Genomic DNA, 24,441 nt, shown 5'->3' with positions numbered 1-24,441 from the left:
ATGAAAATTTTTGTGACTATTTGTTAAATATATCCAAATATAGATTTTTTATGCAAAAAAAATTCGCATTTCCGCAAAAAATAATACGTTGCAGAAAACATAATTTACCTATAGGAACACTAGGCTTTATGGGGTTTTATGATGCACTGAATAATTATGAATATTAAAATATTATAGGTATTTTTATCGATCGATTATGAATGAATCGCTTTATTAACTTAAAAATTACATTTTGAAAAAAACATTACTATTCTTAGCGCTTTGCGGCCTTATAGGTACGGCAAATGCCCAATTTGAGGTAGAGACTCCTGAAGGTGATCCTATAGAGGATGGAAGTATTTATACATTTGGAACTGCAGAATATCCAGATGCACTTTTGAATTTCTTTGTACGGAATACCGGTTCGGCAGCGATTGATACAAATATTTCTGTTGAGGCTTTTTCTAATACCGATGGTGTCGAAATGGAACTTTGTTATTTGGAATGCTATAATGGCGTTTCCGTAGGGCAAGTATATCCTATCAATCAGACGGTTACCATTCAACCAGGAGAAACGCAGACTTCGACTGAAGATCACTTTTTGAATACCGACCCAGGTGATGGTAGTAGTATCATTGAATACGAATTTAAATTTTTTGAGGTAGATGGCGATGGTAACGAAATCGGCGACCCACTTACCGTATTCTATCGTTACGATCCAAATCTTAGTAGCGAGGAAGCTAGCAAGATCGATGCTAATTTGTTAACAACCGTAGTTAGTAATAATATTCGTATTCAAGCACAAGAGCCTTTAAATATGGAGGTTTATGACATTCAAGGTAGATTGGTGCAACAAAATAATGTTTCTGTAGGAGTGCATTCCATTCCTATGAGCGATAAAACGTCAAGCGTATATATTGTAACCTTGACCGACGCTGAAGGAAATCGTTTTAGCCAAAAGATAGTAAAGCGATAAATCTTTCAAAAATTTTAGATTGCGCATTCCTGAAAAACTTGTCGGGAATGCGCTTTTTTTATTCCCTTCAACTAAGTAAGTTTGACCTCGTAAACAACCTTCTACCAAACACAGCATAAATGGAAACTACCCATTATATCAGTACGGCTATCTTAGACCTTTCTACGATAAAGAGTATTGTTGAAAATCGTTTATCACTAGAATTATCTGAAGAAGCTAGGACGAATATCAATAAATCGCATTCATACCTTCATGAAAAAATGAAAACGCAGGATACGCCTGTGTATGGTATTAATACTGGTTTTGGCTCTTTGTGTAACGTTAAGGTTTCAGCTGAAAATTTATCGCAACTACAAGAAAACTTGGTAATGTCGCATGCCTGTGGTACGGGTGAGTATGTTCCAAAGGAAATTATAAAGCTGATGTTATTGTTGAAAATTCAATCGTTAAGCTATGGATATAGTGGTGTTCAATTACAAACGGTAGAACGTCTTATAGAATTTTACAATCATGACATATTACCCGTTGTCTATACGCAGGGAAGTTTAGGTGCTAGTGGCGACCTTGCTCCACTGGCACATCTTTCATTACCACTTATAGGTAAAGGTGAAGTCTTCTTTAATAACAAAAGAATTGCTTCCGAAAAATTGCTGGAGGAAAAGGGATGGAGCCCAATAACCCTACAGGCCAAAGAAGGATTAGCCCTGCTTAACGGCACGCAGTTCATGAGTGCCTATGGGGTTCACATGCTTATGAAATGTTATAAGCTATCGTATTTGGCAGATGTTATTGCAGCACTATCGGTAGACGCTTTCGATTGTAATATGAGTCCATTCGATGCACTTGTTCATATGGTGCGGCCGCACGGCGGACAAGTGAAAACAGCAGAACGTTTTCGGGAGTTGTTGGAGGATAGCGAATTAGGACAAAGCGAAAAGAAAAATGTACAGGATCCTTATTCTTTCCGATGTATTCCACAAGTACATGGAGCAACTAAGGATACGCTTCGATTTGTAGAGAAAACCTTTAAAACTGAAATCAACTCTGTTACCGATAATCCAAATATCTTTATTTCAGACGATAAGATTATCTCGGGCGGTAACTTCCATGGTCAACCACTTGCGTTGGCATTGGACTATCTAGCCATTGCCATGGCGGAACTTGGAAACATTAGTGAACGACGAATTTATCAATTGGTTTCTGGGCTCCGGGGGATGCCGGACTTTTTGGTCGATAACCCCGGATTGAACAGCGGCTTTATGATTCCACAATATACAACAGCAAGTATCGTAAGTCAGAACAAGCAATTGGCGTGTCCCGCATCGGTCGATAGTATTGTGTCCTCCAATGGTCAGGAAGATCATGTTAGTATGGGAGCAAATGCGGCCACAAAATGTTTGCGGGTTGTAGATAATATCGAGACTATTTTGGCCATAGAGCTTATGAATGCTTCGCAGGCAATTGAGTTTAGAAGACCCAAGAAAACTTCAACATTACTGGAAACGCTCTTGAAAACATATCGTGAAACCGTTTCTTTTGTTTCTGAGGATAGGGTTCTAGCTGACGATATTCATGCGTCGGTAGCCTTCTTGCAGGATTTTTCAATAGATGAAACGTTATTATTTGAATAGGCTATTATAACTTGTAGGAAGCCACATTATCTTCCACCCAGGCGACAGCCTCTTCCACCAAGGGAAATTGCTTCACGGGCTTAGATAAAAATAGCTTTTCAATTTCAATAGTAGAAATTTGGGAAGTGGTGCCAGCAACTATAGCAAAAGCTGCAAGATTTTCAATCTTTGAAGTTTCAACGTAAACGCTAGGATTTACGGAATACGAATTTATCCTATGGGTAATATAGCCAAAAGGAACCCCTTTAAAGTACGTTTCCGCCAATTCAACCAATACTGCATTGTGTTTGGGAGTAACTGTTATTCCCTCATTCATTCGAGTAATTAAATATCGATCATAAATATCGATAGTACAGAAGTCCAATTGCTTTTGTAATCGTCTGTTCATTGCGAGGTGACAAAATTAGTGCGTAAAGGGGCACTTTGTTTATGTTGAATGCGCAAATATATAAATATGGTTAACTTTATGATCTTCAAATTCTAGTATTCGTGAAACTATTACCCTATTTAGCGCTTATGTTAATCGGAAAAACGGTGTACGCACAAGACTATACACCATTACTGAACAATTATAACGAATGGCAGGTTACCACCTGTTTTTCGGGCTGTATTACAGATGCTTATTATACCGATGGGGATACCATCGTCGACGGGCAGCATTATAAAATCTTGGATGGCTATCATTATATCTCAAGAGGTTTTTTACTTCGTGAAGAAATAGAAAACCGAAAAATCTACTTGACGACCATTACCCCGCAAGGAGTCGATGACTATTTGCTATATGACTTCTCTCTGGAAGTTGGCGACTCTATCGATATTGTTAATCCCATCACGCCTTTTCCGAGAGATGGGGGGTATTATGTTTTAGATAGTATTATTCCTAGGCCATTGGTGGACGGAAATGACTATAGATACTTCTATTTGTCGCCTGCTGAAAGCAATACTGAAACTGATGAAGATCCCGTTTGGATCGAGGGGGTAGGATCGCTTTCGCTAATCAATGCAGCAGGAGGAACACCCGATATAAATGAAGTTGGGGCCTTAAGCTGTTTCTTTAAAGATGGAGAGCTGTTTTATTCCAATCTGGATTCTATTTCGGAATGTACTCCAACGTTTTTGGAGAATAGAACATTTCACTCATTACACTCGGTCGGACTACAAAATCCGATTCAGAATGGTGAAATTGTACTGTTCAACACTGAAAAAGTAAAGGAAGTGCTCCTGTACGATATTCGAGGAAATGAATTGATACATGCTAAAAATGAAGGTCGCAACACAATTAGCATTTCAGCAGAAACAATATCAAGCGGCATCTATTTTGTGAAACTAAAAGGAATTCGAAACTCCGAACGGACATTAAAATTGATTAAGATGTAAGCGCCGCCCCGAGTCGAATCGAAGCATTTCCCAAAAAAAAAGCACTTGATATATCTTCAAGTGCTTTTTTAGTTATTAATATAAAACCTTATGATTCGGTTTTCTTTTTCTGCTTTTTAACCTTGATGGTTAATTCATTCGATTTTTCATCGAGATCCATAGCAATAGCATCACCCTCTTCGATTTTGGAGTTAATGATCTCCTCTGCTAGCGCATCTTCGATATATTTCTGAATAGCACGTTTTAATGGACGCGCACCATATTCTTTGTCAAAACCTTTATCGGCAATAAAGTCTTTTGCTTTCTTCGAAAGCGTTAGCTCATAACCCAAGCCTTTGATACGATCGAATAATTTCTCTAATTCGATATCGATAATTTTGTGAATATCATCTCTATCCAACGAATTGAATACCATAACATCATCAACACGGTTCAGGAATTCTGGAGCAAAAGCTTTTTTCAAAGCATTTTCAATGATGCTTCGCGCATTACTATCTGCCTGATTCTTTTTTGCAGAAGTTCCAAATCCAACACCTTGACCAAAGTCCTGAAGCTTTCTAGCACCAATATTCGAGGTCATTATGATTATTGTATTTCGGAAATCGATTTTACGTCCGAGACTGTCGGTAATATAACCATCATCTAACACCTGTAATAACATGTTAAATACATCGGGGTGCGCTTTTTCAATCTCATCCAGTAATACAACCGCATACGGTTTTCTTCGGATTTTTTCAGTTAATTGACCACCCTCTTCATAGCCAACATAGCCTGGAGGTGCTCCAATTAACCGTGATACGGCGAATTTCTCCATGTATTCACTCATATCGATACGAACCAATGCGTTTTCCGAATCGAATAACTCACGTGCTAGCACTTTCGCCAACTGAGTTTTACCGACACCGGTTTGTCCCAAGAAAATAAAGGAACCAATCGGTTTATTCGGATCTTTCAATCCAGCGCGATTTCGCTGAATGGCTTTTACCACTTTTCCTACGGCTTCATCCTGACCGATTACTTTCCCTTTGATACGTTTTGGTAGTTCAGCCAATTTTGCACTTTCCGCTTGGGCAATTCGACTTACCGGAACGCCAGTCATCATAGAAACCACTTCGGCTACATTTTCCTCGTCAACGGTTTCCTTATGTAATTTGGATTCCTTTTCCCAAACTTCCTGGGCATCGGCCAATTCCTTTTCTAAATTCTTTTCATCATCACGAAGTTTCGCGGCTTCTTCATATTTCTGTTTTTTCACAACAGAATTCTTCAACTCGCGAACCTCTTCCAATTTCGATTCGATTTTCAGAATCTTTTCAGGTACATTGATGTTGGTGATGTGTACACGTGAACCTGCTTCATCTAAAGCATCAATAGCTTTATCGGGAAGGAAACGATCGGTCATATATCGATTCGTCAATTTCACACAAGCCTCTAAGGCATCATCGGTATACAAGACGTTGTGGTGCGATTCATATTTATCCTTGATATTTTTGAGGATTTCAATCGTCTCGTCGATACTAGTAGGTTCGACTAATACTTTTTGAAAACGTCGCTCGAGTGCACCGTCTTTTTCGATATACTGTCGATACTCATCTAAGGTAGTCGCTCCAATACATTGAATTTCACCTCGTGCCAATGCTGGCTTAAACATATTGGAAGCATCCAGGGATCCGGTAGCACCTCCAGCGCCCACGATGGTATGAATCTCGTCGATAAACAGAATGATGTCGTCATTCTTCTCCAGTTCGTTCATCACGGCTTTCATCCGTTCCTCAAACTGACCACGATATTTCGTTCCAGCAACCAAACTAGCTAAGTCTAAGGTTACCACACGCTTGTCGTACAAAATACGTGACACTTTACGCTGTACAATTCGTAGGGCGAGGCCTTCGGCAATAGCCGATTTACCAACACCGGGTTCTCCGATGAGAAGTGGGTTGTTTTTCTTTCGTCGACTTAATATCTGCGATACACGCTGTATTTCGCTCTCACGTCCCACCACTGGATCAAGCTTGCCTTCCTCGGCAAGTGCCGTTAGGTCACGACCAAAATTGTCTAATACGGGCGTTTTCGATTTTTTATTTCCTTTTTTACCGCTATTTCCGGTAAATAGGTTTTCCTTACCACCATCGGCGGCCGCCGCATCATCATCGCTCGGGAAAGATTCCGCAGAAGGTGAATCCAAATAGTCTTCATCGTTTGCCATCATCACTTTAAATTGATCTTTCACGCCATCATAATCTACTTTCATCTTCATCAGCAACTTTGTGGTCGGATCGTTTTCATTCCTAAGAATGCACAGCAATAAATGAGCGGTATTGATACTTGAGCTTTGGAACAGCTTTGCCTCTAAAAAGGTCGTTTTTAAGGCGCGTTCCGCTTGTCGAGTGAGGTGTAAGTTCTTTTTATCGTTAGTAGCCGAATCGGAATTAGGATTGGCGGGGCTTAGAATTTCTACTTTTCTGCGCAGGTGATTCAAATCAACATCCAGGGCATTCAAAATAGAAACAGCTTTTCCATTACCATCACGCAACAATCCTAACATCAAATGTTCGGTACCTATAAAATCGTGGCCTAAGCGTAAGGCTTCTTCCTTACTGTAGGCGATTACATCTTTTACTCTTGGGGAAAAATTATCATCCATAGTCTTCAGTTCCTATACGTCTAAAAATACTAAAATTACTTACAAAAGGGCAAATATTGTACCTGAATTGAAAGGGCTTAGGTAAAAGGACGAAAAAAAGACGGTAATTCAAAGCCGTGTATAGTTTAGTTATCAACCAAAAAGCCTGTTAAATTTGTTAATAAAATCGTGAATAAACCCTAGTGAAATACGCCTTTTAACCCTCAAAATACCGTATATTGCTACGTTAGTATAACAACTATTTTTAAAGCGAAAATTTATGGCTGAAGGTGAAAAACTGATTCCTATAAATATTGAAGATGAAATGAAATCGGCCTACATCGATTATTCGATGTCGGTCATCGTGTCACGTGCGCTGCCAGATGTACGGGACGGTATGAAACCAGTACACCGTAGAGTGTTATTTGGAATGCACGAATTGGGAGTGCGCTCCAGTAGTTCTCATAAAAAATCGGCGCGTATCGTCGGTGAAGTATTGGGTAAGTATCACCCGCACGGCGATACATCTGTTTATGATGCAATGGTTCGGATGGCTCAGGAATGGAGTCTTCGGTATATGTTGGTTGATGGACAGGGAAACTTTGGTTCCATCGATGGCGATAGTCCAGCGGCAATGCGATATACAGAAGCACGGATGCGCAAGATTTCTGAGGAAATGTTAGCCGATATCGATAAGGAAACAGTAGACCATCAACTCAATTTTGACGATACCATAGAAGAACCAACCGTTTTACCTACCCGTATTCCAGGGTTATTGGTTAACGGTGCATCTGGTATTGCAGTTGGAATGGCAACCAATATGCCTCCGCATAACCTTACAGAGGTTATTGACGGTACCATTGCTTATATCGATAATAATGATATTGAAATTGACGAGCTGATTCAGCACGTAAAAGCGCCTGATTTTCCTACTGGTGGAGTTATCTACGGATATGAAGGAGTAAGGGAGGCATTTAAAACAGGTCGCGGACGTGTCGTTATGCGCGGAAAATCGCATTTTGAAGAAGTAAACGGACGCGAATGTATTATCGTTACTGAAATTCCATATCAGGTGAACAAGGCTGATATGATTAAGAAAACAGCCGACCTTGTAAACGATAAAAAAATAGAAGGTATTTCTAATATCCGCGACGAATCGGACCGAAAGGGAATGCGCATTGTATACATCCTTAAACGTGATGCGGTACCGAATATCGTGTTAAATATGTTGTTCAAGTATACGGCGCTTCAATCTAGCTTTAGCGTGAACAATATCGCATTGGTGAATGGTCGTCCACAGTTGTTAAACTTAAAGGACTTGATTCATTATTTCGTGGAACATCGCCATGAAGTGGTGGTCCGTCGAACGGAATACTTATTGCGTAAAGCGGAAGAACGAGCGCACATCCTGGAAGGATTGATCATCGCTTCCGATAATATCGATGAAGTAATCGCCTTGATTCGAGCTTCGGCGAATGCTGAGGAGGCACGCCAAAAGTTGATGGATACTTTCGAGCTAACCGAGATTCAAGCGAAGGCGATTGTTGAAATGCGTTTGCGTCAGTTGACGGGTCTAGAGCAGGATAAGCTTCGTAGCGAGTATGATGAATTGATGAAAACCATCGAAGATTATAAAGATATCCTGGCGAAGAAAGACCGTCGTATGGATATCATCAAGGAAGAATTGATTGAGGTTCGTGATAAGTATGGTGATGAGCGCCGCTCTACAATCGAGTATGCCGGTGGCGATGTTAGTATTACTGACTTGATTGCCGATGAAAAGGTGGTTATTACGATATCACATGCTGGTTATATAAAGCGTACATCACTTACCGAATATAAAAAGCAAAATAGAGGAGGGGTTGGTCAAAAAGCTTCTTCAACTAGAAATGAAGACTTCTTGGAAGACTTGTTCGTAGGAACGAATCACCAATACATGCTTTTCTTCACTCAAAAAGGAAAATGTTTCTGGTTACGGGTTTTCGAAATTCCGGAAGGAAGTCGTACGTCAAAAGGAAGAGCAATTCAAAACCTTATCAATATTGAACCAGATGATAAGTTGAAGGCATTTATCTGTACTCAGGATTTAAAAGATGAAGAGTATATCAATAGCCGATATGTCATAATGGCAACTAAGAAAGGTCAGGTAAAGAAAACTTCATTAGAACAATACTCTCGTCCGAGAACAAATGGAATTAACGCCATTACTATTAAGGACGGCGATGAACTTTTGGAGGCTAAACTTACTACTGGCGATAGTCAGGTAATGTTAGCAGTTCGAAGTGGTAAAGCGATTCGTTTCGAAGAAGAAAAAACACGTCCGATGGGCCGAAATGCTTCAGGGGTTCGCGGGATCAAACTTGATAACGATAACGATGAAGTAGTAGGAATGGTAGCTATTAATGACGATGAATCGGATATTTTGGTAGTTTCTGAAGGAGGCTATGGAAAACGTTCAACATTAGACGATTATCGAATTACGAATCGAGGTGGAAAAGGTGTAAAAACGCTAAATATTACCGAAAAAACCGGTAAATTAGTAGCAATCAAGAATGTAACCGATCAAGATGATCTTATGATTATCAATAAATCGGGTATCGCTATACGGATGGCAGTCGAGGATCTCAGAGTGATGGGACGCGCTACTCAGGGAGTTCGATTAATCAAGGTTCGTGATAATGATGCTATTGCAGCAGTCGCAAAAGTGAAACATGATGAAGATGACATAGAAGAAGGTGATGAGGTAGAGAATACAGAACATGGCACCACTCTTGATGATGATAGTGCGGAACAAACCGAAAACAACGAATAAATTAAAACACTTAAAATGAAAAAACAGGTTATAACAGCGATGGTATTATTGTTTTCCATTGCTGTATTTGCACAGAAAAGAGAAGTTAGAAAAGCAGAAAATGCTGTAGAAGATAAAGACTACAGTGAAGCAATGTCTTATCTTAAAGAAGCAGAAGCTTCAATTGGTAGTGCTGATCAAGATTTGAAGGCTCAGTTTTACTTGGTTAAGGCTGAAGCATATCAAGGAAGCGCCGGAGATGACCTTTCAAAAATGGAAATGGCAATTAAGTCTTTTGAGAAGGCAAAAGATTTAGGAGGCATGAATGAGTTTGGTGAAAGAATGACAGTATTAAAAGATAATCTTCGAATTACACTAGTAAATAGTGCTATTAAAGATCAAAATGCAAAAAAGTATACTGTAGCGGCAACAAAATTGTATAATAGCTACAGAGTTAGTCCACAGGATACATCCGATCTTTATTTTGCTGCTGGGAATGCGGTTAATGCGCAAGATTTTGATACAGCATTAGAGTACTATAATGAATTAATGGATTTAGGTTACACCGGTGAGGTTATGCAATATGTAGCAGTCGATAAGGAAACTGGAGAGGAAGTTGTATATGGTGATAAGTCGCAACGAGACTTAATGGTGAAAGCAGGTCAGGTTATTAAACCAAGTGAGCGAATGATGCCTTCCAAAAAAGGAGAAATACTTCGTAACCTTACTCTTATTTATATGGAGAAGGATGATGATGAGAAGGCTAAGGCTCTGATGAAAGAAGCACGTGCCGAAAACCCAGATGATATTTCGTTGATGCAAGCAGAGGCTAATATGGCCTATAAAATGGGTGAGAAAGAAAAGTACAACGAATTGATGCAACAGGTGGCAGCAAGCCAACCGGACAACCCCGAAATCATGTATAACTTAGGAGTTGCTACCGCAGAACTTGGAGATTTTGAAAAAGCTAAAAAATATTATAATCGAGTCCTCGAGCTGAAACCAGACTATACATCAGCGCTCATTAACATCTCGGTCCTAATTTTGAATAAAGAGCGTGAGATAGTTGATCAAATGAATTCTCTGGGCAATTCTAGGGCAGATAATGAAAAATATGATGAATTAAAGGAGAAAAGAGAACAATTATATCGTGATGCCTTACCTTATTTAGAGAAAGCAGAGAAGCAAAAGCCTGAGGATGTTGAGATTAAAAGAACGCTGATGAATATTTACAGCCAATTAGGAATGGATGCTCAATTCAAGGAAATGAAGGCGAAAGTCGAAACTATGGAAAATTAATTGATACAGTTTCAATAAATAATAAAAAAGCCGTCTTCGTAGACGGCTTTTTTATTAGATAATCTTTTTAATGACTCTAAGCTTATGAGTATGCGTTCGCTTATCATAGTTGAAGATGCCCGTATGGTCTAAGCGGTCTATTCGAACCTTTCCATGCGCATGAATAATATAATGATCTTTCATAATAATGCCAACATGGGTTATATCGCCCTCCGCATTATCAAAAAAAGCTAAATCGCCTGGCTCACTTTCCTCAATAAAACTTAAGGGTTCGCCTTGAGTGGCCTGCTGACTAGCGTCTCGCTTCAATGAATGACCATTCAGTCGATACACCATTTGTGTAAAACCGCTACAGTCTATTCCAAAAGGCGTTCTTCCGCCCCACAGATAAGGCGCATTTAAATATAATAGCGCAGTACTGACCAGATAATCCTTGTTCAATACACTGGATTTCGTTGGCCCTTCAAACCTATGTTGCAATAATTTCGCTGAACCGACAGCACATCCCAAAGGAATAGGCATCAGTTGCCCATGATTTTCTGTTACAAAATCCACTAATTCGGAGGATAGTTTTGGTTGAAGTGAGCCATATTTTTTGTAATCGTTTTCTTCGACTTCAAAAAGTTGCTTATTGTCCAACCAACCTTCATACCCATCATGATGCAGACGAATACGACTCCATTTCTTCTGCATATCCAAAATTTTAAACAATTCCCCATATAACACCTGGGAAACCATTTCACTGGCATCAGCTTTTTCAGCACGCAAAGGAGCAATGCTTACATTACAAAGACCATATTTCATCTAAGCAGACTTGGGAGAGGATTTACTTGCGTTCTATTACCATGGCTGAAGCACCTCCACCACCATTACAGATAGCGGCAGCACCGATTTTCGCATTGTTCTGTTTCAATACATTAATTAGAGTAATAAGAATTCGAACACCACTACATCCTAGTGGGTGGCCTAACGATACCGCTCCACCGTTTACGTTTACCTTTTCACCATCCAAATCCATAATTTTCATATTGGCAAGACCAACCACAGAGAAGGCTTCATTAAATTCAAAGAAATCCACATCATCTTTTGTCACACCAGCTTTATCCAATGCTTTAGGAAGTGCTTTTGCTGGTGCGGTCGTAAACCATTTCGGTTCCTGTGCAGCATCGGCATAGCTTCTTATGGTGACTAAGGGCGTTAACCCTAATTCTGCAGCTTTTTCAGCAGACATCATCACTACTGCTCCCGCTCCATCATTGATCGTAGAGGCATTTGCAGCTGTAACGGTTCCATCTTTGCTGAAGGCTGGACGAAGCGAAGGAATTTTATCCATTCGTACATTTTTGAATTCTTCATCCTCCTTCACGATAACAGGATCGCCTTTTCGTTGAGGAACCTCCACTGGCACTACTTCATCATCAAACCTACCTTCTTCCCAAGCTTTTTTGGAACGATTGTACGATTCGATGGCAAAATTGTCTTGATCTTCACGAGAGAAATTGTATTCGGTAGCACATAAATCAGCGCAAACACCCATCGCATTATGGTCGTAAGCATCCACCAATCCATCTTTCTGCATCCCGTCTTCTAAAGTAGCGGGACCGAATTTTTTACCATTTCGCATGTGTACATAATGTGGGATATTACTCATGCTTTCCATTCCACCAGCTACTACTATATCGGTGTCGCCCAAAGCAATGCTTTGTGCCGCTTGCATCACGGCTTTCATTCCACTGGCACATACCTTATTAACTGTTGTACAAGGCACCGTATCCGGAATTCCGGCTCCCAACGCGGCCTGACGCGCTGGCGCTTGTCCGACACCTGCCTGTACCACATTTCCCATATATACTTCTTGAACTGTATTTGGGTCCAAGCTTATTTTATCCAAGGCGCCTTTAATGGCAGTAGATCCTAACTTCGTTGCTGTAAGAGAGGATAAACTTCCCATAAAGCTTCCGATTGGGGTTCTAGCGGCAGATACGATGACAACTTCTTTCATGATATATTTTTTACTGTGAATTTGTTTCTTAGGAATTATAGGCAAATCGCCTATTTCTGTGCTTGCGAATTTACATATTTTACACTGAAATATCAATCGTTATCGCAGCTGCTTTGGGAATACTGTCGGGTTATTCATACCTTTACTTTTCCAATATTGCTTATGAGCCAATTTTTTTCGGTCCTTTCCAAAAACCAGTCCCTTATTTATAAAGGGTTTTTGTTTGTTATCGCCACAATCTTGGTCATTTACCTGATGCCAAAAGGCGGGCAATTCAAGTATCATTTTCAAAAGGGAAAGCCCTGGCAATACGAAAATCTCTACGCCCCCTTCACTTTTACCATTAAAAAAGGCGAGGAGGCCATAGCCGACGAGGAGGCTGCCATTCGTGAGAATAGCGTTCCCTATTTCGAATATGACAATGAGGTTATAACCGAAAGCCGAGCACGTTTTTCCGAATTGCTAGAAGAAACGTTTGTTGATTCTATTTACACCACTTCAGCATCACAAGCTAGAGAGGCCGGCCTAACAATTTTGGAATCGTTGTATGAAAATGGTGTTATCGATCAAATTTATTCGTATTCACCGGAAGCGTTGATTTATCTGAAAAAAGGCGACCGTATCGAGGAACGTATCTATTCACAACTTACCCAACGTGAAAATATACCAGGTATCGTATCGAAACGTTTAGGCGACACCTATAGCAAAGGAATTCAGTTGTTGCTTCAAAAAACCTTGAAAAGGGCCATGGAACCCAACGTTACCCTGGATACCAAACGAACGGAAGCCTCCATCGCTGCTGAAATAGAAGCCATTAGTCCCACACGAGGCGTGGTGGAAAAAGGCGAGCGTGTGGTAGAAAAAGGCGTTGTGGTGGAAGGTGAAACCTATCAAATCCTGAATTCACTGAAAGAGGAATATCAAAGCCAGGTGTGGAGCCAATCCAATTATTATTGGCTTATTTTAGGCTATACGATTGTAGTGGCACTTGTCTTCTTGATGCTTTTCCTTTTTCTGAATAAGTATCGCCAAACCATATTCAGCGACAATACTAAGGTTACCTTTATCGTTTTCAATATTGTACTCATGGTATTGCTTACAACCATCGTAGTGAAATGGGAAGCAAAATATGTGTATGTCGTCCCACTCTGCATTCTACCGTTAATCCTAAAAGCATTTTTCGATCCACGATTAGGACTGTTCGTGCATGTACTGACGCTGATGCTACTCGGTTTTATCGTTCCGAATAGCTTCGAATATCTATTTCTTCAGATAATTGCAGGAATCGTAACAATTCTAACGGTCTCCGAATTATATCGACGTGCGAATCTCTTTATTTCTGTAGGGCAAATCACCTTGATTTATATCGTGGCGTATTTTGCCTTTTTTATTCTTCAGGAGGGAAGCCTACAACGAATTTTATGGGAAAACTTCGCCTATTTCATCATTTGCGGACTCGCCACACTCTTTGCGCATCCATTGATTTATTTATATGAAAAACTCTTCGGTTTGGTGAGCGATGTTTCGCTTTTGGAATTGAGCGATACCAACTCGAAACTGTTGAAGGAGCTGGCCAATAAGGCACCGGGAACCTTTCACCATTCCTTGAATGTTGCCAATTTAGGTGAAGCTGCCGCGAATGAAATCGGAGCCAATGCTATGTTAGTACGGGTAGGTGCACTCTATCATGATATCGGAAAGATGAAGAATCCGACCTATTTCACCGAAAACCAAGTAAGCGGCGTAAATCCGCATAGCGAGCTGGATCCACAGGAAAGTGCCGAAATTATTATCGATCACGTCATCGATGGTATTGAAATAGCACGTAAGAATAACTTGCCCGATCGGGTTGTCGACTTTATTCGAACGCACCATGGAACGAGCTTGGTATATTATTTCTACAAGCAGGCAAAGGACTTGGATGAAACCATCAACGAGGATGATTTCCGGTACCCAGGCCCAATGCCGTTTTCAAAGGAAACTGCCATTTTGATGATGGCCGATAGTGTGGAAGCAGCTAGTAAAAGCCTAAAGGAACCGACTTCAACTAAAATTGATGATTTTGTTGAAAAAATCATCGATGGGCAAATGACCCAAAATCAATTCCTAAATGCGAATATCACATTTAAGGAAATTCAAGTTATTAAGAAGGTTTTAAAGAAAAAACTCAACAATATTTATCACTTACGAGTCGAATACCCTGAATAACAATCTTCAATTCTTTTAGTATCCATTCTTTTTAAAGTGGCTTCACCTGTTAAACCTATGTAAATTAAGGCGGTCTTAACGCTTTTAGGGGTTTTAAAGGGTATCTTTTTATAAAACGAAAAATATGTCACTACTTATTATTGTATTGAACATTTTATTGCCACCCCTAGCAGTATTCTTAGAACATGGGCTAAGTACCGTGTTTTTAATCAACCTAGTGTTAACCATGATTTTTTGGTTGCCAGGTGTGATACATGCTTTCGTGGTAAACTAAATGTAAACGAATAACAAAAACCAATAACCCTTAAAATTGAAACGATTATTATGAAGAAGATTATTTTACTTTTAACCGCAACCTCATTATTAACTTTTACGAGTTGCGATTTAGACAAAACAAGAGAAGCAGAATTACCCGAAGTCGACGTTGACGTAGATACTGAAGAAGGACAATTACCTGCCTTTGATGTAGATTGGGCCGACGTTGATATTACAACTGAAACCGAAACGGTAGAAGTACCAAAGGTGGTAGTGGTAATGGAAGAAGAAGAAGTTGAAGTGCCTACCATCGATGTGGATATGCCAGATGAAGAAAAAGAAGAACGTAGTTTGGTAGTTGAAGCAGAAGTTGATGATGTAGAGCACAATCTTGAAATTAGAGAAATTCGTGCAAGTCAAAACAGACTGTATGTAATTGCAATGTTAGAAGCGATGGAAATGAATCTTGACGGAAAAACCATGCGTGTACAAGATCAAGTAAACCTTAATGCACCTGATCTTGACGTGAAGTATATTATTGTTGGAGAAAAACCAAAACGGGTCTATAACGACCAAAACATGTATGTTTCTTCTATGAGTGACTTACCAGAACGAGTTCGCGATGCGGAAACAATTTACACGCGCTCGTAAATAAGTTGAAATATTAGAATTTAAAGCCACCTTTTTTAGGTGGCTTTTTTATTTCTTGTATATCCATGCGTTGCTATTTTAACCTTTTCGATCCTCATTATTTGGAATAATTCCATAATTTTGGAAAAATTCCAATACTCATGAAAGAAACCATTTTGCACCTCGATTTGGATACGTTTTTTGTATCCTGTGAGCGGTTGATCGATTCCCGATTGCAGAAGCGACCCCTGTTGGTTGGTGGAACAGGGGATAGGGGCGTGGTTTCTGCCTGCAGCTACGAAACCCGTCGTTTTGGAATCCGTTCGGGCATGCCCATGAAGCTAGCACGACAGCTATGTCCGGAGGCTGTCGTCATCAAGGGAAATGCCGGCACCTATACCAAATTTTCCAAACAGGTTACCGATATCATCAAGGAAAGAGTTCCAGTATTCGAAAAGGCGAGTGTCGATGAGTTTTATGCCGATTTAAGCGGGATGGATCAATTTTTTGGCTGCTACAAATACGCTACGGAATTACGGCACACCATCATCAAGGAAACGGGTTTGCCTATTTCTTTTGGAATGGCTTCCAATAAGGTTACTTCAAAGGTAGCTACGGGTGAAGCAAAGCCGAATAACCAAATGAAGGTCGATTATGGCTTCGAAAAACAGTTCTTGGCACCGCTTTCCATTCGGAAAATTCCCATGGTGGGAAAGAAGACCTATCAGACCCTTCGAAATTTAGGCGTTGTAAAAGTTGAAACCATTCAGCAAATGCCTTTGGAAATGATGGTCAGTGCCCTCGGAGCCAACGGCAGAACGATCTGGCGACGCGCCCAGGGAATCGATCGTCCACCTTTGGTGCCCTTTCACGCCCGCAAATCGCTTACTACCGAACGTACGTTTCACGATACGATTGATGTGGTAAAATTGAAAAACATGCTTACCGCCATGGCTGAAAACCTGGCTTTTCAACTTCGAAGAGGTGAAAAACTGACTTCCTGTGTCGGGATCAAGATTCGATATGCCGATTTCAGCACCTATTCAAAACAGGCTAAGATTCCCTACACCAGTGCCGATCATATCATTATTCCGAAGGTGTTGGAACTGTTCGAAAAACTATACGAACGCCGAATGCTGGTAAGACTAGTAGGTGTTTCGGTAAGCGATTTGGTGTCTGGGAACTACCAAATCAACCTTTTCGAGGATACCGAGGAAATGTTGAACCTCTACAACGCCATGGATCATATCCGCAATCGCTTTGGTGAAAACAAGGTGATGCGAGCAGCTTCCATGGGAGCCCGAACCATCGGCAGGTTTCGAAATCCGTTTGATGGTGAACCCCCGATGGTCTTGGCCCACAGAACCCAATAAATATGTATTTGAATTGCCATACATACTATTCGCTTCGCTTCGGCACCTTTTCCGAAATAGCCTTGCTGGAACTGGCTGCCGAATGTGGAGTGAAGACCTTGGCGCTGACCGATATCAACAATACTTCGGCCTGTTTGAACTTTATCCGAAAAGCGCCCGAGTTCAACATCCGACCGATTGTTGGCATCGATTTCCGAAACGGGGCCGAACAGCAATTCGTGGGTTTGGCGAAGAACAATGATGGTTTTCAAGAACTGAATAGCTTTTTATCGAAGCATTCACATCAACAGCTTGCGATTCCAGAAGAAGCACCTTCCTTTTCCAACGTATTCGTTATCTATCCTTTCGAAAAAGTCTTACAGTTGGAAAAAAAGGACTTTGCCGAACACGAATTCATCGGAATCTCTATCGAAAACCTTCGTCGCTTACCGTTTTCAGCCTATCGCTCCTACACCGATAAACTGGTCATTCAACAGCCTGTTACTTTCCGAAACAAGCGCGATTTCAATGCGCACCGCTTGTTACGGGCTATCGATAACAATATTTTGCTGAGCAAGCTTCCCACTACCGAGGAGGGGTCTCTTTCAGAAAAGATGCTTCTCCAAGAAGCGCTATTGGAGAAATATATTGATTTTCCGTATATCATCAAAAATACGGAGTGGTTGCTTCAAGAGTGTAGCATTCATTTTCAATTTGGTGAAAGTCGGGTGTCGCAAAACCTCCAGGTATACGGAATTTCCAAGGAAGACGATTTCAACAGGTTAAAGGCATTGTGTGAAGAAGGACTGCCAAAGCGCTACCAAAATCCTGATGAAGTAGTTCAAAAGCGATTGAAGACAGAGCTTAAGACCATTCGTAAGATGGATTTTGTATCCTACTTTTTGATCAATCACGATATCGTTTCCTATGCCAAATCGCAAGGCTTTTTTCATGTCGGTCGTGGAAGCGGTGCCAATAGTATCGTTGCCTATATTATCGGAATTACGGATGTAGATCCTATTGAACTCGATCTGTATTTTGAGCGTTTTATCAATCCTTACCGTGCTTCGCCACCCGATTTCGATATCGATTTCGATTGGCGCGATCGGGAGGCGATAACCGCCTATATTTTTGAACGTTTCGAAAACACCGCTTTGTTGGCTACTTACAATACCTTTAAATATCGAGCGGTGGTGCGTGAATTGGGGAAGGTATTCGGCTTGCCCAAGGAAGAAATAGATAAGCTTAGTGAAGGACGTTATACGGTTTCAGCCCTGGATGAAATGGGAACGTTGGTGTTAAAATACGGTAAGTTGATCCAAGGTTTTCCGAATCACTTAAGCGTACATTCCGCAGGAATATTGATTCTCGATAGGTCTATGCATTACTATTCTGCGACCGATCTGCCTCCCAAGGGCTTTCCAACAGTACAGTTCGATATGATTATTGCGGAGGATGCCGGTATTTTTAAGTTCGACATTCTGGGACAACGTGGTTTGGCAAAAATTAAGGATGCAGTTGAAATCATTCAGGAAAACCGACCCGAACTTCCGCCAATCGATATTTCCCAAGTGGAAACCTTCAAAAATGATGAAAATATCAACCGCCTGCTAAGTGAAGGAAAGGCAATAGGTGCCTATTATGTGGAAAGTCCTGCAATGCGTGGATTAATGAAGAAGTTGAAGGTGAAGGACTACTTGGGCCTGGTGGCAGCGAGTTCGGTAATTCGTCCGGGTGTTTCTTCCTCTGGAATGAAAAAAGAATACATTCGAAGGCACCGTGAACCCGAGCGACGAAAGGAAGCGCATCCCGTTTTGGCTGAAATCATGCCGGAAACGTATGGAATCATGGTATATCAGGAAGATGTGTTGAAGGTGGCACACCAATTTGCAGGGCTCGATTTGGGTGAAGCCGACGTACTGCGAAGGGGAATGAGCGGTAAGTTTCGATCACGGGCCGAGTTTGCGGAAGTGGAAAAGAAGTTCATCAGAAACTGTCGCGATCGTGGTTATCCCGATGCAGTCATTTTTGAAATATGGGAACAGATTGCCGGTTTTGCGGGTTATGCCTTTGCGAAGGGACACTCCGCTTCGTATGCGGTGGAGAGCTATCAAAGCCTATACTTAAAGTGTTACTTCCCATTGGAATTTATGGTGGCCGTGCTGAACAACGGGGGAGGGTTTTACAGTACCGAACATTATATCCATGAAATCAAGATGTGTGGCGGCACCGTGTACCCTCCGTGTATCAATAAAAGTGACCATGCCAATAGGATTGAAGGTGATAAGATTTTCTTAGGTTTTGGCTACTTGAAGAATTTAGAGCATAATACCATTCAGCGATTGCTTTCGGAGCGTCAGTTGTACGGACCGTTTTCATCTTTAGACAATTTCATAGATAGGGTTTCAATTTCGTTGGAACAACTCACGATTTTGGTTCGGATCGGAGCGTTTCGGTTTACGGGTAGTCCAAAAACAGAATTGCTTTGGGCTGCCTTGTTCAAGATTGAAGCGGGAAAGCGGAAGGTGTCGCACCCGCGACTGTTTCAACAAGAACATAAGAGGTTTACGTTACCATCCTTAGAACATAATTGGTTGGAAGATGCCTACGACCAGATGGAACTATTGGGGTTTCCGTTGTGTGATTATTTCAATTTGATTTCAGAACCCTTGGAAAATGATTTAAAGGCAGCCGATATGCGTAGGTTTTGCAATAGGGAAATGTTGCTGTATGGAGTTTTGGTGAATACGCGCTTCAACACCACGAAACACGGCAAACGCATGCGACTAAGCACCTTTGTGGATGCCGACGGTCATTATTTTGATGCCGTCCATTTTACGCGAGTAGTTGAAAAGTATCCAATTCACGGAAGAGGCGTGTATGCTTGTTACGGAAAAATAACGGAAGAATTTGGTCATCATAGTATGGACATTCACTGGTCGCGAAAGCTATCGTTGAAACCCGATCCTAGAATTCCCGATGAACCTAGCTTTGAAACCTTGAATAAGGGTGCAAAGCGAAAAGAAATAAAGGCCTAGAAAATAGTACGCACCATAAACAAAAAAACCCCACAAAAACTGTGGGGAGTTGATGTGATCCCGGCGAGATTCGAACTCACGACCGTCTGCTTAGAAGGCAGATGCTCTATCCAGCTGAGCTACGGGACCAGTATTTCAATATTGTATGTTTTAGGTCGTGAACTCACGACCGTCCCGCTTTAGCGGGATGCTCCTTGCCTGACCTTGGCAGGTATCCAGCTGAGCTACGGGACCAGTATTTCAATATTTTATGTTTCAGGTCGTAAACTCACGACCGTACCGCCTTAGCGGAATGCTCCTTGCACGACCGTATCGTTGGATACGGGTGGGTATCCAGCTGAGCGATTACTTTTTTAAACAAAAAAACCGGACAAATGTCCGGTTTTATATGTCGGGGTGGCAGGATTCGAACCTGCGACCTCCTGCTCCCAAAGCAGGCGCGATAACCGGGCTACGCTACACCCCGAAAAAATGTCAAAGCTCTCTTTCTTTAAGCAGGTGAGAAAAACCTAGTCTTGTCATGGAAATTGTCGGTCAATTTCCAAAAAAAATGCGGAGAGACCGGGACTCGAACCCGGGCAACGCTTGCGCGTTGACAGATTAGCAATCTGCTCCGTTACCACTCCGGCACCTCTCCAAAAACTTATATGATCGTCTGCTTTCTTCAAGCCGTGTCCCACATTATCTAGTAGGCGGGTGCAAATGTAACGCTTCATTCCGTTTTACACAAAAAAAATATAACCTTTTTTGAAGCGATTTTTAATACCTTATAAATCAGTTTGAAATTATAAAAATCACCTTCCCGAATCTATTTTTTTACAAACAAGAACAATCTTTTTATCATTCAAAAGGGTAGTGAAAAACAAATACAATTCACCACCATCGGAAATCTTCCATTTCTTTCGTAGCTGGGCTACAGATTCAGGGAAATTGCGGGTAGTGATATTGGCTTTTGAAAAGTTGCTTTCCCGAATCGATTTCTTTGAATAGGGAAGTACTTGTTCAACAGAAAAGATACGACCAGGGAATTCACGTAATACATCACTCGTATATAAATGGGAGTGCTCATGGAGTTTCTTAACCTTAAAGCTTTTTGTCAACAACTGAAAAGCGCCACTCTTCATGATGGCAGCATTAGGCTCGTACAAAAAGCGGCTAGGTTCGCCATATACAGCTTCTACTGTTTCATCCCAAAAAAAAGAATATGTTTCGTTTCTATTCTCCCTAAGATTCTTGGTTACTACTTTCGGCTTTTCATTAAAGTCCTTCGAAAGAATCCATAAAAGCTCCTTCACTTCATTATTTACTGCTACGACATGAATTTCACGTACGTTTTGCATTGCTTCAAGCCCGATACTGATATCAAGCATGGGTGATGTTTTCACCATGATATTAGGACTGCTCTCAAACAAACTTGGCAAACCTTCAATAATATTTGGTTCACAATCTTCTAAAAGGAAAACCTTTCCTTTCGTATCGCTTCTTCTGCTTGGGTCGATATAAAGCCAATCGAAAGATTGGTTCTGTATCCCATAAACGCCATTTTTAGGTTCTACTTGAATATTGGTCAATCCTAACCGGTTGAAGTTATGTTCAGCTATATTCGCGAGTGCTTCATTTTTTTCAAAGTAAACAACGGTTGCAAATCGTTTCGCGAAATAGAAAGTATCGACTCCAAAGCCACCTGTAAGATCGGCCAATGTTTTTCCATTGATCAAGGAAGCTTTGTAGGCAGCGGTTTCTTCGGAAGAAGTTTGCTCTATACTAACCTTGGGCGGCCAATAGATCCCTTCAGCATAAAACCAAGTGGGAAGTTTTTTCTCAGCTTTTTGCCTGCTTTCAAGTTGTTCCAATAGTTCTTTTGTATCCACTTCTTCAAACGGACTACCTTTTAGAGCCAATCTGGAAATATCACCATCAAAATCGGCGATGAACTCTTGTACGTCTTTTTGAAGCAATTTTTGGTTCAAAAGGATTATAGGTTTTTGGTAAGTCGTTGTACGATTTTATATTCAGATAGGAATTCTTTCGAAATAACCTTTAGAGCGGTGTAAGTAGGAACTGCCAATATCATCCCGGCGACTCCGAATAGAAATCCACCGATTAATATAACAAGGAATATCTCCAGTGGATGCGAGTGTACACTCTTGGCGAAAACCACTGGTTGGGTAATCAAATTATCGAATACCTGTGCCAAGGAATAGCCACCAAGTATGTAAAGTAATTTTGGCAACAATTCAGTTGAAAAATCAGCGCCTAAATTATTAGAGACTACCACTAATAGCATTAACGCTCCAGCAATGATGGGACCGAGGTAAGGAACAATATTCAAAAAGGCACAGATTAATGCAATGGCTACCGGATTCTTAATATCGAAAAACACCAAGAGAACAGTGTAGAAAACACTTAGAATCAATATCTGAAGTACCAATCCGATAAAGTAGCGTGACAATAACTCCTTGATTTTATTCAACACCACCAAAAATCTTTTTTCGCGACCAGGTTGCGCGAAGGTGGTAACCGCATTGGCAATAAGATTCTCATCTTTCAATAAAAAGAAGGAAATAAAGAGTACCGCAAATAGCCCAACAATTAAAGAGCCTATATTTCCAAAGAAGATATCGATAAAGCTGGGAATCAATTCTAAATCAAAATTTCGGACATATTCGGTGCGTTTTATACCCTCTACAATATCGATCTGTTCTACCCCAAGATAATCGCTAGCCTGTATATTTAGCTCATAAAGGTCCTGCTTCACCAAGTCGAAATCGATATTCGAAATGTTTTTACTTTGTTCAATAATGATAGGAACAAAAATTCGTAATAGCAGCACTATGGAAGCTATTACCAACAACAATGTTGTAAACGATGCTAGCGTATTACTAAACTTAAGACGATACTTCAGGAATTGCATCAACGGTCGTCCGATCAGGGAGATTACAATGGCAATTCCAATAAAAAGTAGGAGTGACTGTATGCTAAAGAAAAACCAGATAAGGAAGACTAAACCGGCCAAAACGCCCAAGGCTCTAAGAATCCCAATTGATATAGCTTTGGCTCTTCCTCGCTTTTCCATGTGGCTAAGATACCATAATCATAGATGCAGCGTTACAAAAGTTTTGTTAACTCATGCAATGCGATTCCTGTAGCCTGTGTTACATTCATGCTGCTGTTTTCGCCAAACATAGGGATGTGAAGATGTACGTCACTAGTATTTAGTACCGCTTCCGAAACACCGTTTCGTTCGCTTCCAACGACCAATACGCATTTTTTAAGTTTCGTATTGTAATCTTGGATAGGAATACTCTCCGTTGTGATTTCCAGTGAAAGGATAGTATAAGCTTGGTATTTGTATAGGTTAAGAATTTCTTGGGTATCATCTACTATTTCAAATGGCGTCTTTTCTACCGTATTTCTTGCAGTACGTTTTAATCGTGGTGATGAACTATCAAAATCAGTGTTGCTAAAGATGATTTTTTCAACTCCAAAAGCATCGGCCAATCGAAACAGTCCGCCAAAATTTGCAGGACCGGTAACGCCATCACAGAGAAGTATTAATGGAAAAGTTTTCCTTTCAAAGGAAACATCGGTATGCGACTGCTGCAATGCCATTAGTTTTGAAATACGTAGCCCACAATATTGGCTCCCATTTGAAGCGCCATTCTTCGAACCTCTTCCGGGTCGTTGTGAATTTCAGGGTTTTCCCAGCCATCACCCAAATCGCTTTCGAACGTGTACAAAAGCACCAACCTTCCTTCATGTTCGATGCCAAAGGCTTGTGGACGACCGCGATCGTGTTCGTGAATCTTGGGTAAGCCATCAGGGAAATCAAAATGCTGATTGAATATCGGATGCGAAGCCGGTAATTCCCGTAATTCAGTGTTCGGGAAAACTTTTTTCAGCTCCTCTCGAATGTACTGGTCCATTCCATAGTTATCGTCAATATGAAGAAACCCGCCACTCAAAAGATAGGTACGAAGGTTTTCGGCCTCTTCTGCAGTAAAAAATACATTTCCATGACCTGTCATATGTACAAATGGATAATCGAAAAGATCGATGCTGCCCGGAGAAACTGTTTGGGTGTCTGCCTTTAAAGCCGTTCCGATAGTCTCGTTACAAAACCGTGCTAAATTAGGAAGCGCCGTAGGGTTACTGTACCAATCGCCACCGCCACCATACTTCAAGACTGCGATTTCTTGGCCATTGGATGTAGTAAGAAAAAAGAGTGTCAAGAATAGGAAAAAAAGGTATTTCATATATCAAAAATAAGCATTCTTGGT

At 40.9% G+C, this 24,441-nt stretch carries 18 protein-coding genes and 3 tRNA genes; 10 read left to right on the top strand and 11 right to left on the bottom strand.

Going from position 1 to position 24,441, the window contains the following annotated elements; translation table 11 throughout:
* Nucleotides 1–232: 232 nt before the first annotated feature.
* Together I4Q58_RS10520 and hutH are read left to right on the top strand one after the other, a co-directional pair.
* Complete coding sequence (locus I4Q58_RS10520) at nucleotides 233–955, top strand: T9SS type A sorting domain-containing protein (RefSeq protein ID WP_203295825.1); 723 nt, start codon at nucleotides 233–235, stop codon at nucleotides 953–955.
* A 119-nt stretch (nucleotides 956–1,074) separates the two neighbouring features.
* Nucleotides 1,075–2,586: a histidine ammonia-lyase gene (hutH, locus tag I4Q58_RS10515; RefSeq protein WP_203295824.1), complete on the top strand. Its 1,512-nt coding sequence runs from the start codon at nucleotides 1,075–1,077 to the stop codon at nucleotides 2,584–2,586.
* Nucleotides 2,587–2,590: 4 nt separating this feature from the next.
* Here hutH and I4Q58_RS10510 read toward each other — a convergent pair whose 3' ends face one another.
* Entirely contained in the window at nucleotides 2,591–2,974 is a 384-nt protein-coding gene (locus tag I4Q58_RS10510; protein ID WP_203295823.1) for a hypothetical protein, read from the bottom strand.
* 101 nt (nucleotides 2,975–3,075) lie between these two features.
* Between I4Q58_RS10510 and I4Q58_RS10505 the strand changes: the two genes are divergently transcribed.
* Nucleotides 3,076–3,963 (top strand): T9SS type A sorting domain-containing protein, encoded by an 888-nt coding sequence (locus tag I4Q58_RS10505; protein WP_203295822.1) that lies wholly within the window; start codon nucleotides 3,076–3,078, stop codon nucleotides 3,961–3,963.
* An 88-nt stretch (nucleotides 3,964–4,051) separates the two neighbouring features.
* Here I4Q58_RS10505 and I4Q58_RS10500 read toward each other — a convergent pair whose 3' ends face one another.
* On the bottom strand, nucleotides 4,052–6,607 hold the full coding sequence (locus I4Q58_RS10500) for an ATP-dependent Clp protease ATP-binding subunit (protein ID WP_203295821.1): 2,556 nt from the start codon (nucleotides 6,605–6,607) through the stop codon (nucleotides 4,052–4,054).
* Between the two features lie 259 nt (nucleotides 6,608–6,866).
* Between I4Q58_RS10500 and gyrA the strand changes: the two genes are divergently transcribed.
* Together gyrA and I4Q58_RS10490 are read left to right on the top strand one after the other, a co-directional pair.
* A complete protein-coding gene (gyrA, locus tag I4Q58_RS10495; protein WP_203295820.1) occupies nucleotides 6,867–9,398 on the top strand; it encodes a DNA gyrase subunit A in 2,532 nt (843 codons plus the stop codon).
* A 15-nt stretch (nucleotides 9,399–9,413) separates the two neighbouring features.
* Nucleotides 9,414–10,676, top strand: a complete 1,263-nt coding sequence (locus tag I4Q58_RS10490) for a tetratricopeptide repeat protein (protein ID WP_203295819.1) — start codon at nucleotides 9,414–9,416, stop codon at nucleotides 10,674–10,676.
* A gap of 54 nt (nucleotides 10,677–10,730) precedes the next feature.
* Here I4Q58_RS10490 and I4Q58_RS10485 read toward each other — a convergent pair whose 3' ends face one another.
* Nucleotides 10,731–11,480 carry a C40 family peptidase gene (locus tag I4Q58_RS10485; RefSeq protein ID WP_203295818.1) on the bottom strand — a complete coding sequence of 250 codons (750 nt, stop codon included), beginning with the start codon at nucleotides 11,478–11,480 and terminating at the stop codon, nucleotides 10,731–10,733.
* 22 nt (nucleotides 11,481–11,502) lie between these two features.
* Entirely contained in the window at nucleotides 11,503–12,681 is a 1,179-nt protein-coding gene (locus I4Q58_RS10480) for an acetyl-CoA C-acyltransferase (RefSeq protein WP_203295910.1), read from the bottom strand.
* Nucleotides 12,682–12,840: 159 nt separating this feature from the next.
* Here I4Q58_RS10480 and I4Q58_RS10475 point away from each other — a divergent pair, with 159 nt between their 5' ends.
* From I4Q58_RS10475 to I4Q58_RS10455, 5 genes are all read left to right on the top strand, one after another.
* Nucleotides 12,841–14,886, top strand: coding sequence for an HD family phosphohydrolase (locus I4Q58_RS10475; protein ID WP_203295817.1), 2,046 nt, complete (start codon nucleotides 12,841–12,843; stop codon nucleotides 14,884–14,886).
* 124 nt (nucleotides 14,887–15,010) lie between these two features.
* On the top strand, nucleotides 15,011–15,160 hold the full coding sequence (locus I4Q58_RS10470) for a YqaE/Pmp3 family membrane protein (RefSeq protein WP_203295816.1): 150 nt from the start codon (nucleotides 15,011–15,013) through the stop codon (nucleotides 15,158–15,160).
* Between the two features lie 50 nt (nucleotides 15,161–15,210).
* Nucleotides 15,211–15,792 (top strand): hypothetical protein, encoded by a 582-nt coding sequence (locus tag I4Q58_RS10465; protein ID WP_203295815.1) that lies wholly within the window; start codon nucleotides 15,211–15,213, stop codon nucleotides 15,790–15,792.
* Between the two features lie 140 nt (nucleotides 15,793–15,932).
* Nucleotides 15,933–17,144 carry a DNA polymerase Y family protein gene (locus tag I4Q58_RS10460; protein ID WP_203295814.1) on the top strand — a complete coding sequence of 404 codons (1,212 nt, stop codon included), beginning with the start codon at nucleotides 15,933–15,935 and terminating at the stop codon, nucleotides 17,142–17,144.
* A 2-nt stretch (nucleotides 17,145–17,146) separates the two neighbouring features.
* On the top strand, nucleotides 17,147–20,161 hold the full coding sequence (locus I4Q58_RS10455; protein WP_203295813.1) for a DNA polymerase III subunit alpha: 3,015 nt from the start codon (nucleotides 17,147–17,149) through the stop codon (nucleotides 20,159–20,161).
* A gap of 55 nt (nucleotides 20,162–20,216) precedes the next feature.
* On the opposite strand, the gene I4Q58_RS10450 is transcribed toward I4Q58_RS10455, so the two are convergent.
* The 7 genes from I4Q58_RS10450 to I4Q58_RS10420 all read right to left on the bottom strand — a co-directional run bounded on the left by I4Q58_RS10450 (nucleotide 20,217) and on the right by I4Q58_RS10420 (nucleotide 24,417).
* Nucleotides 20,217–20,290 (bottom strand) — tRNA-Arg (locus I4Q58_RS10450).
* 262 nt (nucleotides 20,291–20,552) lie between these two features.
* Nucleotides 20,553–20,627: transfer RNA gene (locus I4Q58_RS10445), tRNA-Pro, on the bottom strand.
* Nucleotides 20,628–20,714: 87 nt separating this feature from the next.
* A tRNA-Ser gene (locus I4Q58_RS10440) sits at nucleotides 20,715–20,798 on the bottom strand.
* Between the two features lie 157 nt (nucleotides 20,799–20,955).
* Nucleotides 20,956–22,131, bottom strand: coding sequence for a THUMP-like domain-containing protein (locus I4Q58_RS10435; protein WP_203295812.1), 1,176 nt, complete (start codon nucleotides 22,129–22,131; stop codon nucleotides 20,956–20,958).
* Between the two features lie 5 nt (nucleotides 22,132–22,136).
* Nucleotides 22,137–23,237, bottom strand: coding sequence for an AI-2E family transporter (locus I4Q58_RS10430; RefSeq protein ID WP_203295811.1), 1,101 nt, complete (start codon nucleotides 23,235–23,237; stop codon nucleotides 22,137–22,139).
* 32 nt (nucleotides 23,238–23,269) lie between these two features.
* Complete coding sequence (locus I4Q58_RS10425) at nucleotides 23,270–23,773, bottom strand: TrmH family RNA methyltransferase (RefSeq protein ID WP_203295810.1); 504 nt, start codon at nucleotides 23,771–23,773, stop codon at nucleotides 23,270–23,272.
* A complete protein-coding gene (locus tag I4Q58_RS10420; RefSeq protein ID WP_203295809.1) occupies nucleotides 23,773–24,417 on the bottom strand; it encodes a DUF4159 domain-containing protein in 645 nt (214 codons plus the stop codon). Before I4Q58_RS10420 ends, I4Q58_RS10425 begins: the two co-directional genes overlap by 1 nt.
* Nucleotides 24,418–24,441 lie beyond the last annotated feature (24 nt).

Source organism: Luteirhabdus pelagi (assembly GCF_016827595.1).
GTDB lineage: Bacteria > Bacteroidota > Bacteroidia > Flavobacteriales > Flavobacteriaceae > Luteirhabdus > Luteirhabdus pelagi.
This window is presented reverse-complemented; position numbering and strand designations above follow the sequence as displayed.

Bases quoted from the DNA above. Each gene is read 5' to 3' on its own strand.
- I4Q58_RS10460 (WP_203295814.1), top strand. From the start codon at position 15,933: ATGAAAGAAACCATTTTGCACCTCGATTTGGATACGTTTTTTGTATCC.
- gyrA (WP_203295820.1), top strand. From the start codon at position 6,867: ATGGCTGAAGGTGAAAAACTGATTCCTATAAATATTGAAGATGAAATG.
- hutH (WP_203295824.1), top strand. From the start codon at position 1,075: ATGGAAACTACCCATTATATCAGTACGGCTATCTTAGACCTTTCTACG.
- I4Q58_RS10455 (WP_203295813.1), top strand. From the start codon at position 17,147: ATGTATTTGAATTGCCATACATACTATTCGCTTCGCTTCGGCACCTTT.
- I4Q58_RS10490 (WP_203295819.1), top strand. From the start codon at position 9,414: ATGAAAAAACAGGTTATAACAGCGATGGTATTATTGTTTTCCATTGCT.
- I4Q58_RS10485 (WP_203295818.1), bottom strand. From the start codon at position 11,480: ATGAAATATGGTCTTTGTAATGTAAGCATTGCTCCTTTGCGTGCTGAA.
- I4Q58_RS10500 (WP_203295821.1), bottom strand. From the start codon at position 6,607: ATGGATGATAATTTTTCCCCAAGAGTAAAAGATGTAATCGCCTACAGT.
- I4Q58_RS10510 (WP_203295823.1), bottom strand. From the start codon at position 2,974: ATGAACAGACGATTACAAAAGCAATTGGACTTCTGTACTATCGATATT.
- I4Q58_RS10430 (WP_203295811.1), bottom strand. From the start codon at position 23,237: ATGGAAAAGCGAGGAAGAGCCAAAGCTATATCAATTGGGATTCTTAGA.
- I4Q58_RS10425 (WP_203295810.1), bottom strand. From the start codon at position 23,773: ATGGCATTGCAGCAGTCGCATACCGATGTTTCCTTTGAAAGGAAAACT.
- I4Q58_RS10420 (WP_203295809.1), bottom strand. From the start codon at position 24,417: ATGAAATACCTTTTTTTCCTATTCTTGACACTCTTTTTTCTTACTACA.
- I4Q58_RS10465 (WP_203295815.1), top strand. From the start codon at position 15,211: ATGAAGAAGATTATTTTACTTTTAACCGCAACCTCATTATTAACTTTT.
- I4Q58_RS10470 (WP_203295816.1), top strand. From the start codon at position 15,011: ATGTCACTACTTATTATTGTATTGAACATTTTATTGCCACCCCTAGCA.
- I4Q58_RS10475 (WP_203295817.1), top strand. From the start codon at position 12,841: ATGAGCCAATTTTTTTCGGTCCTTTCCAAAAACCAGTCCCTTATTTAT.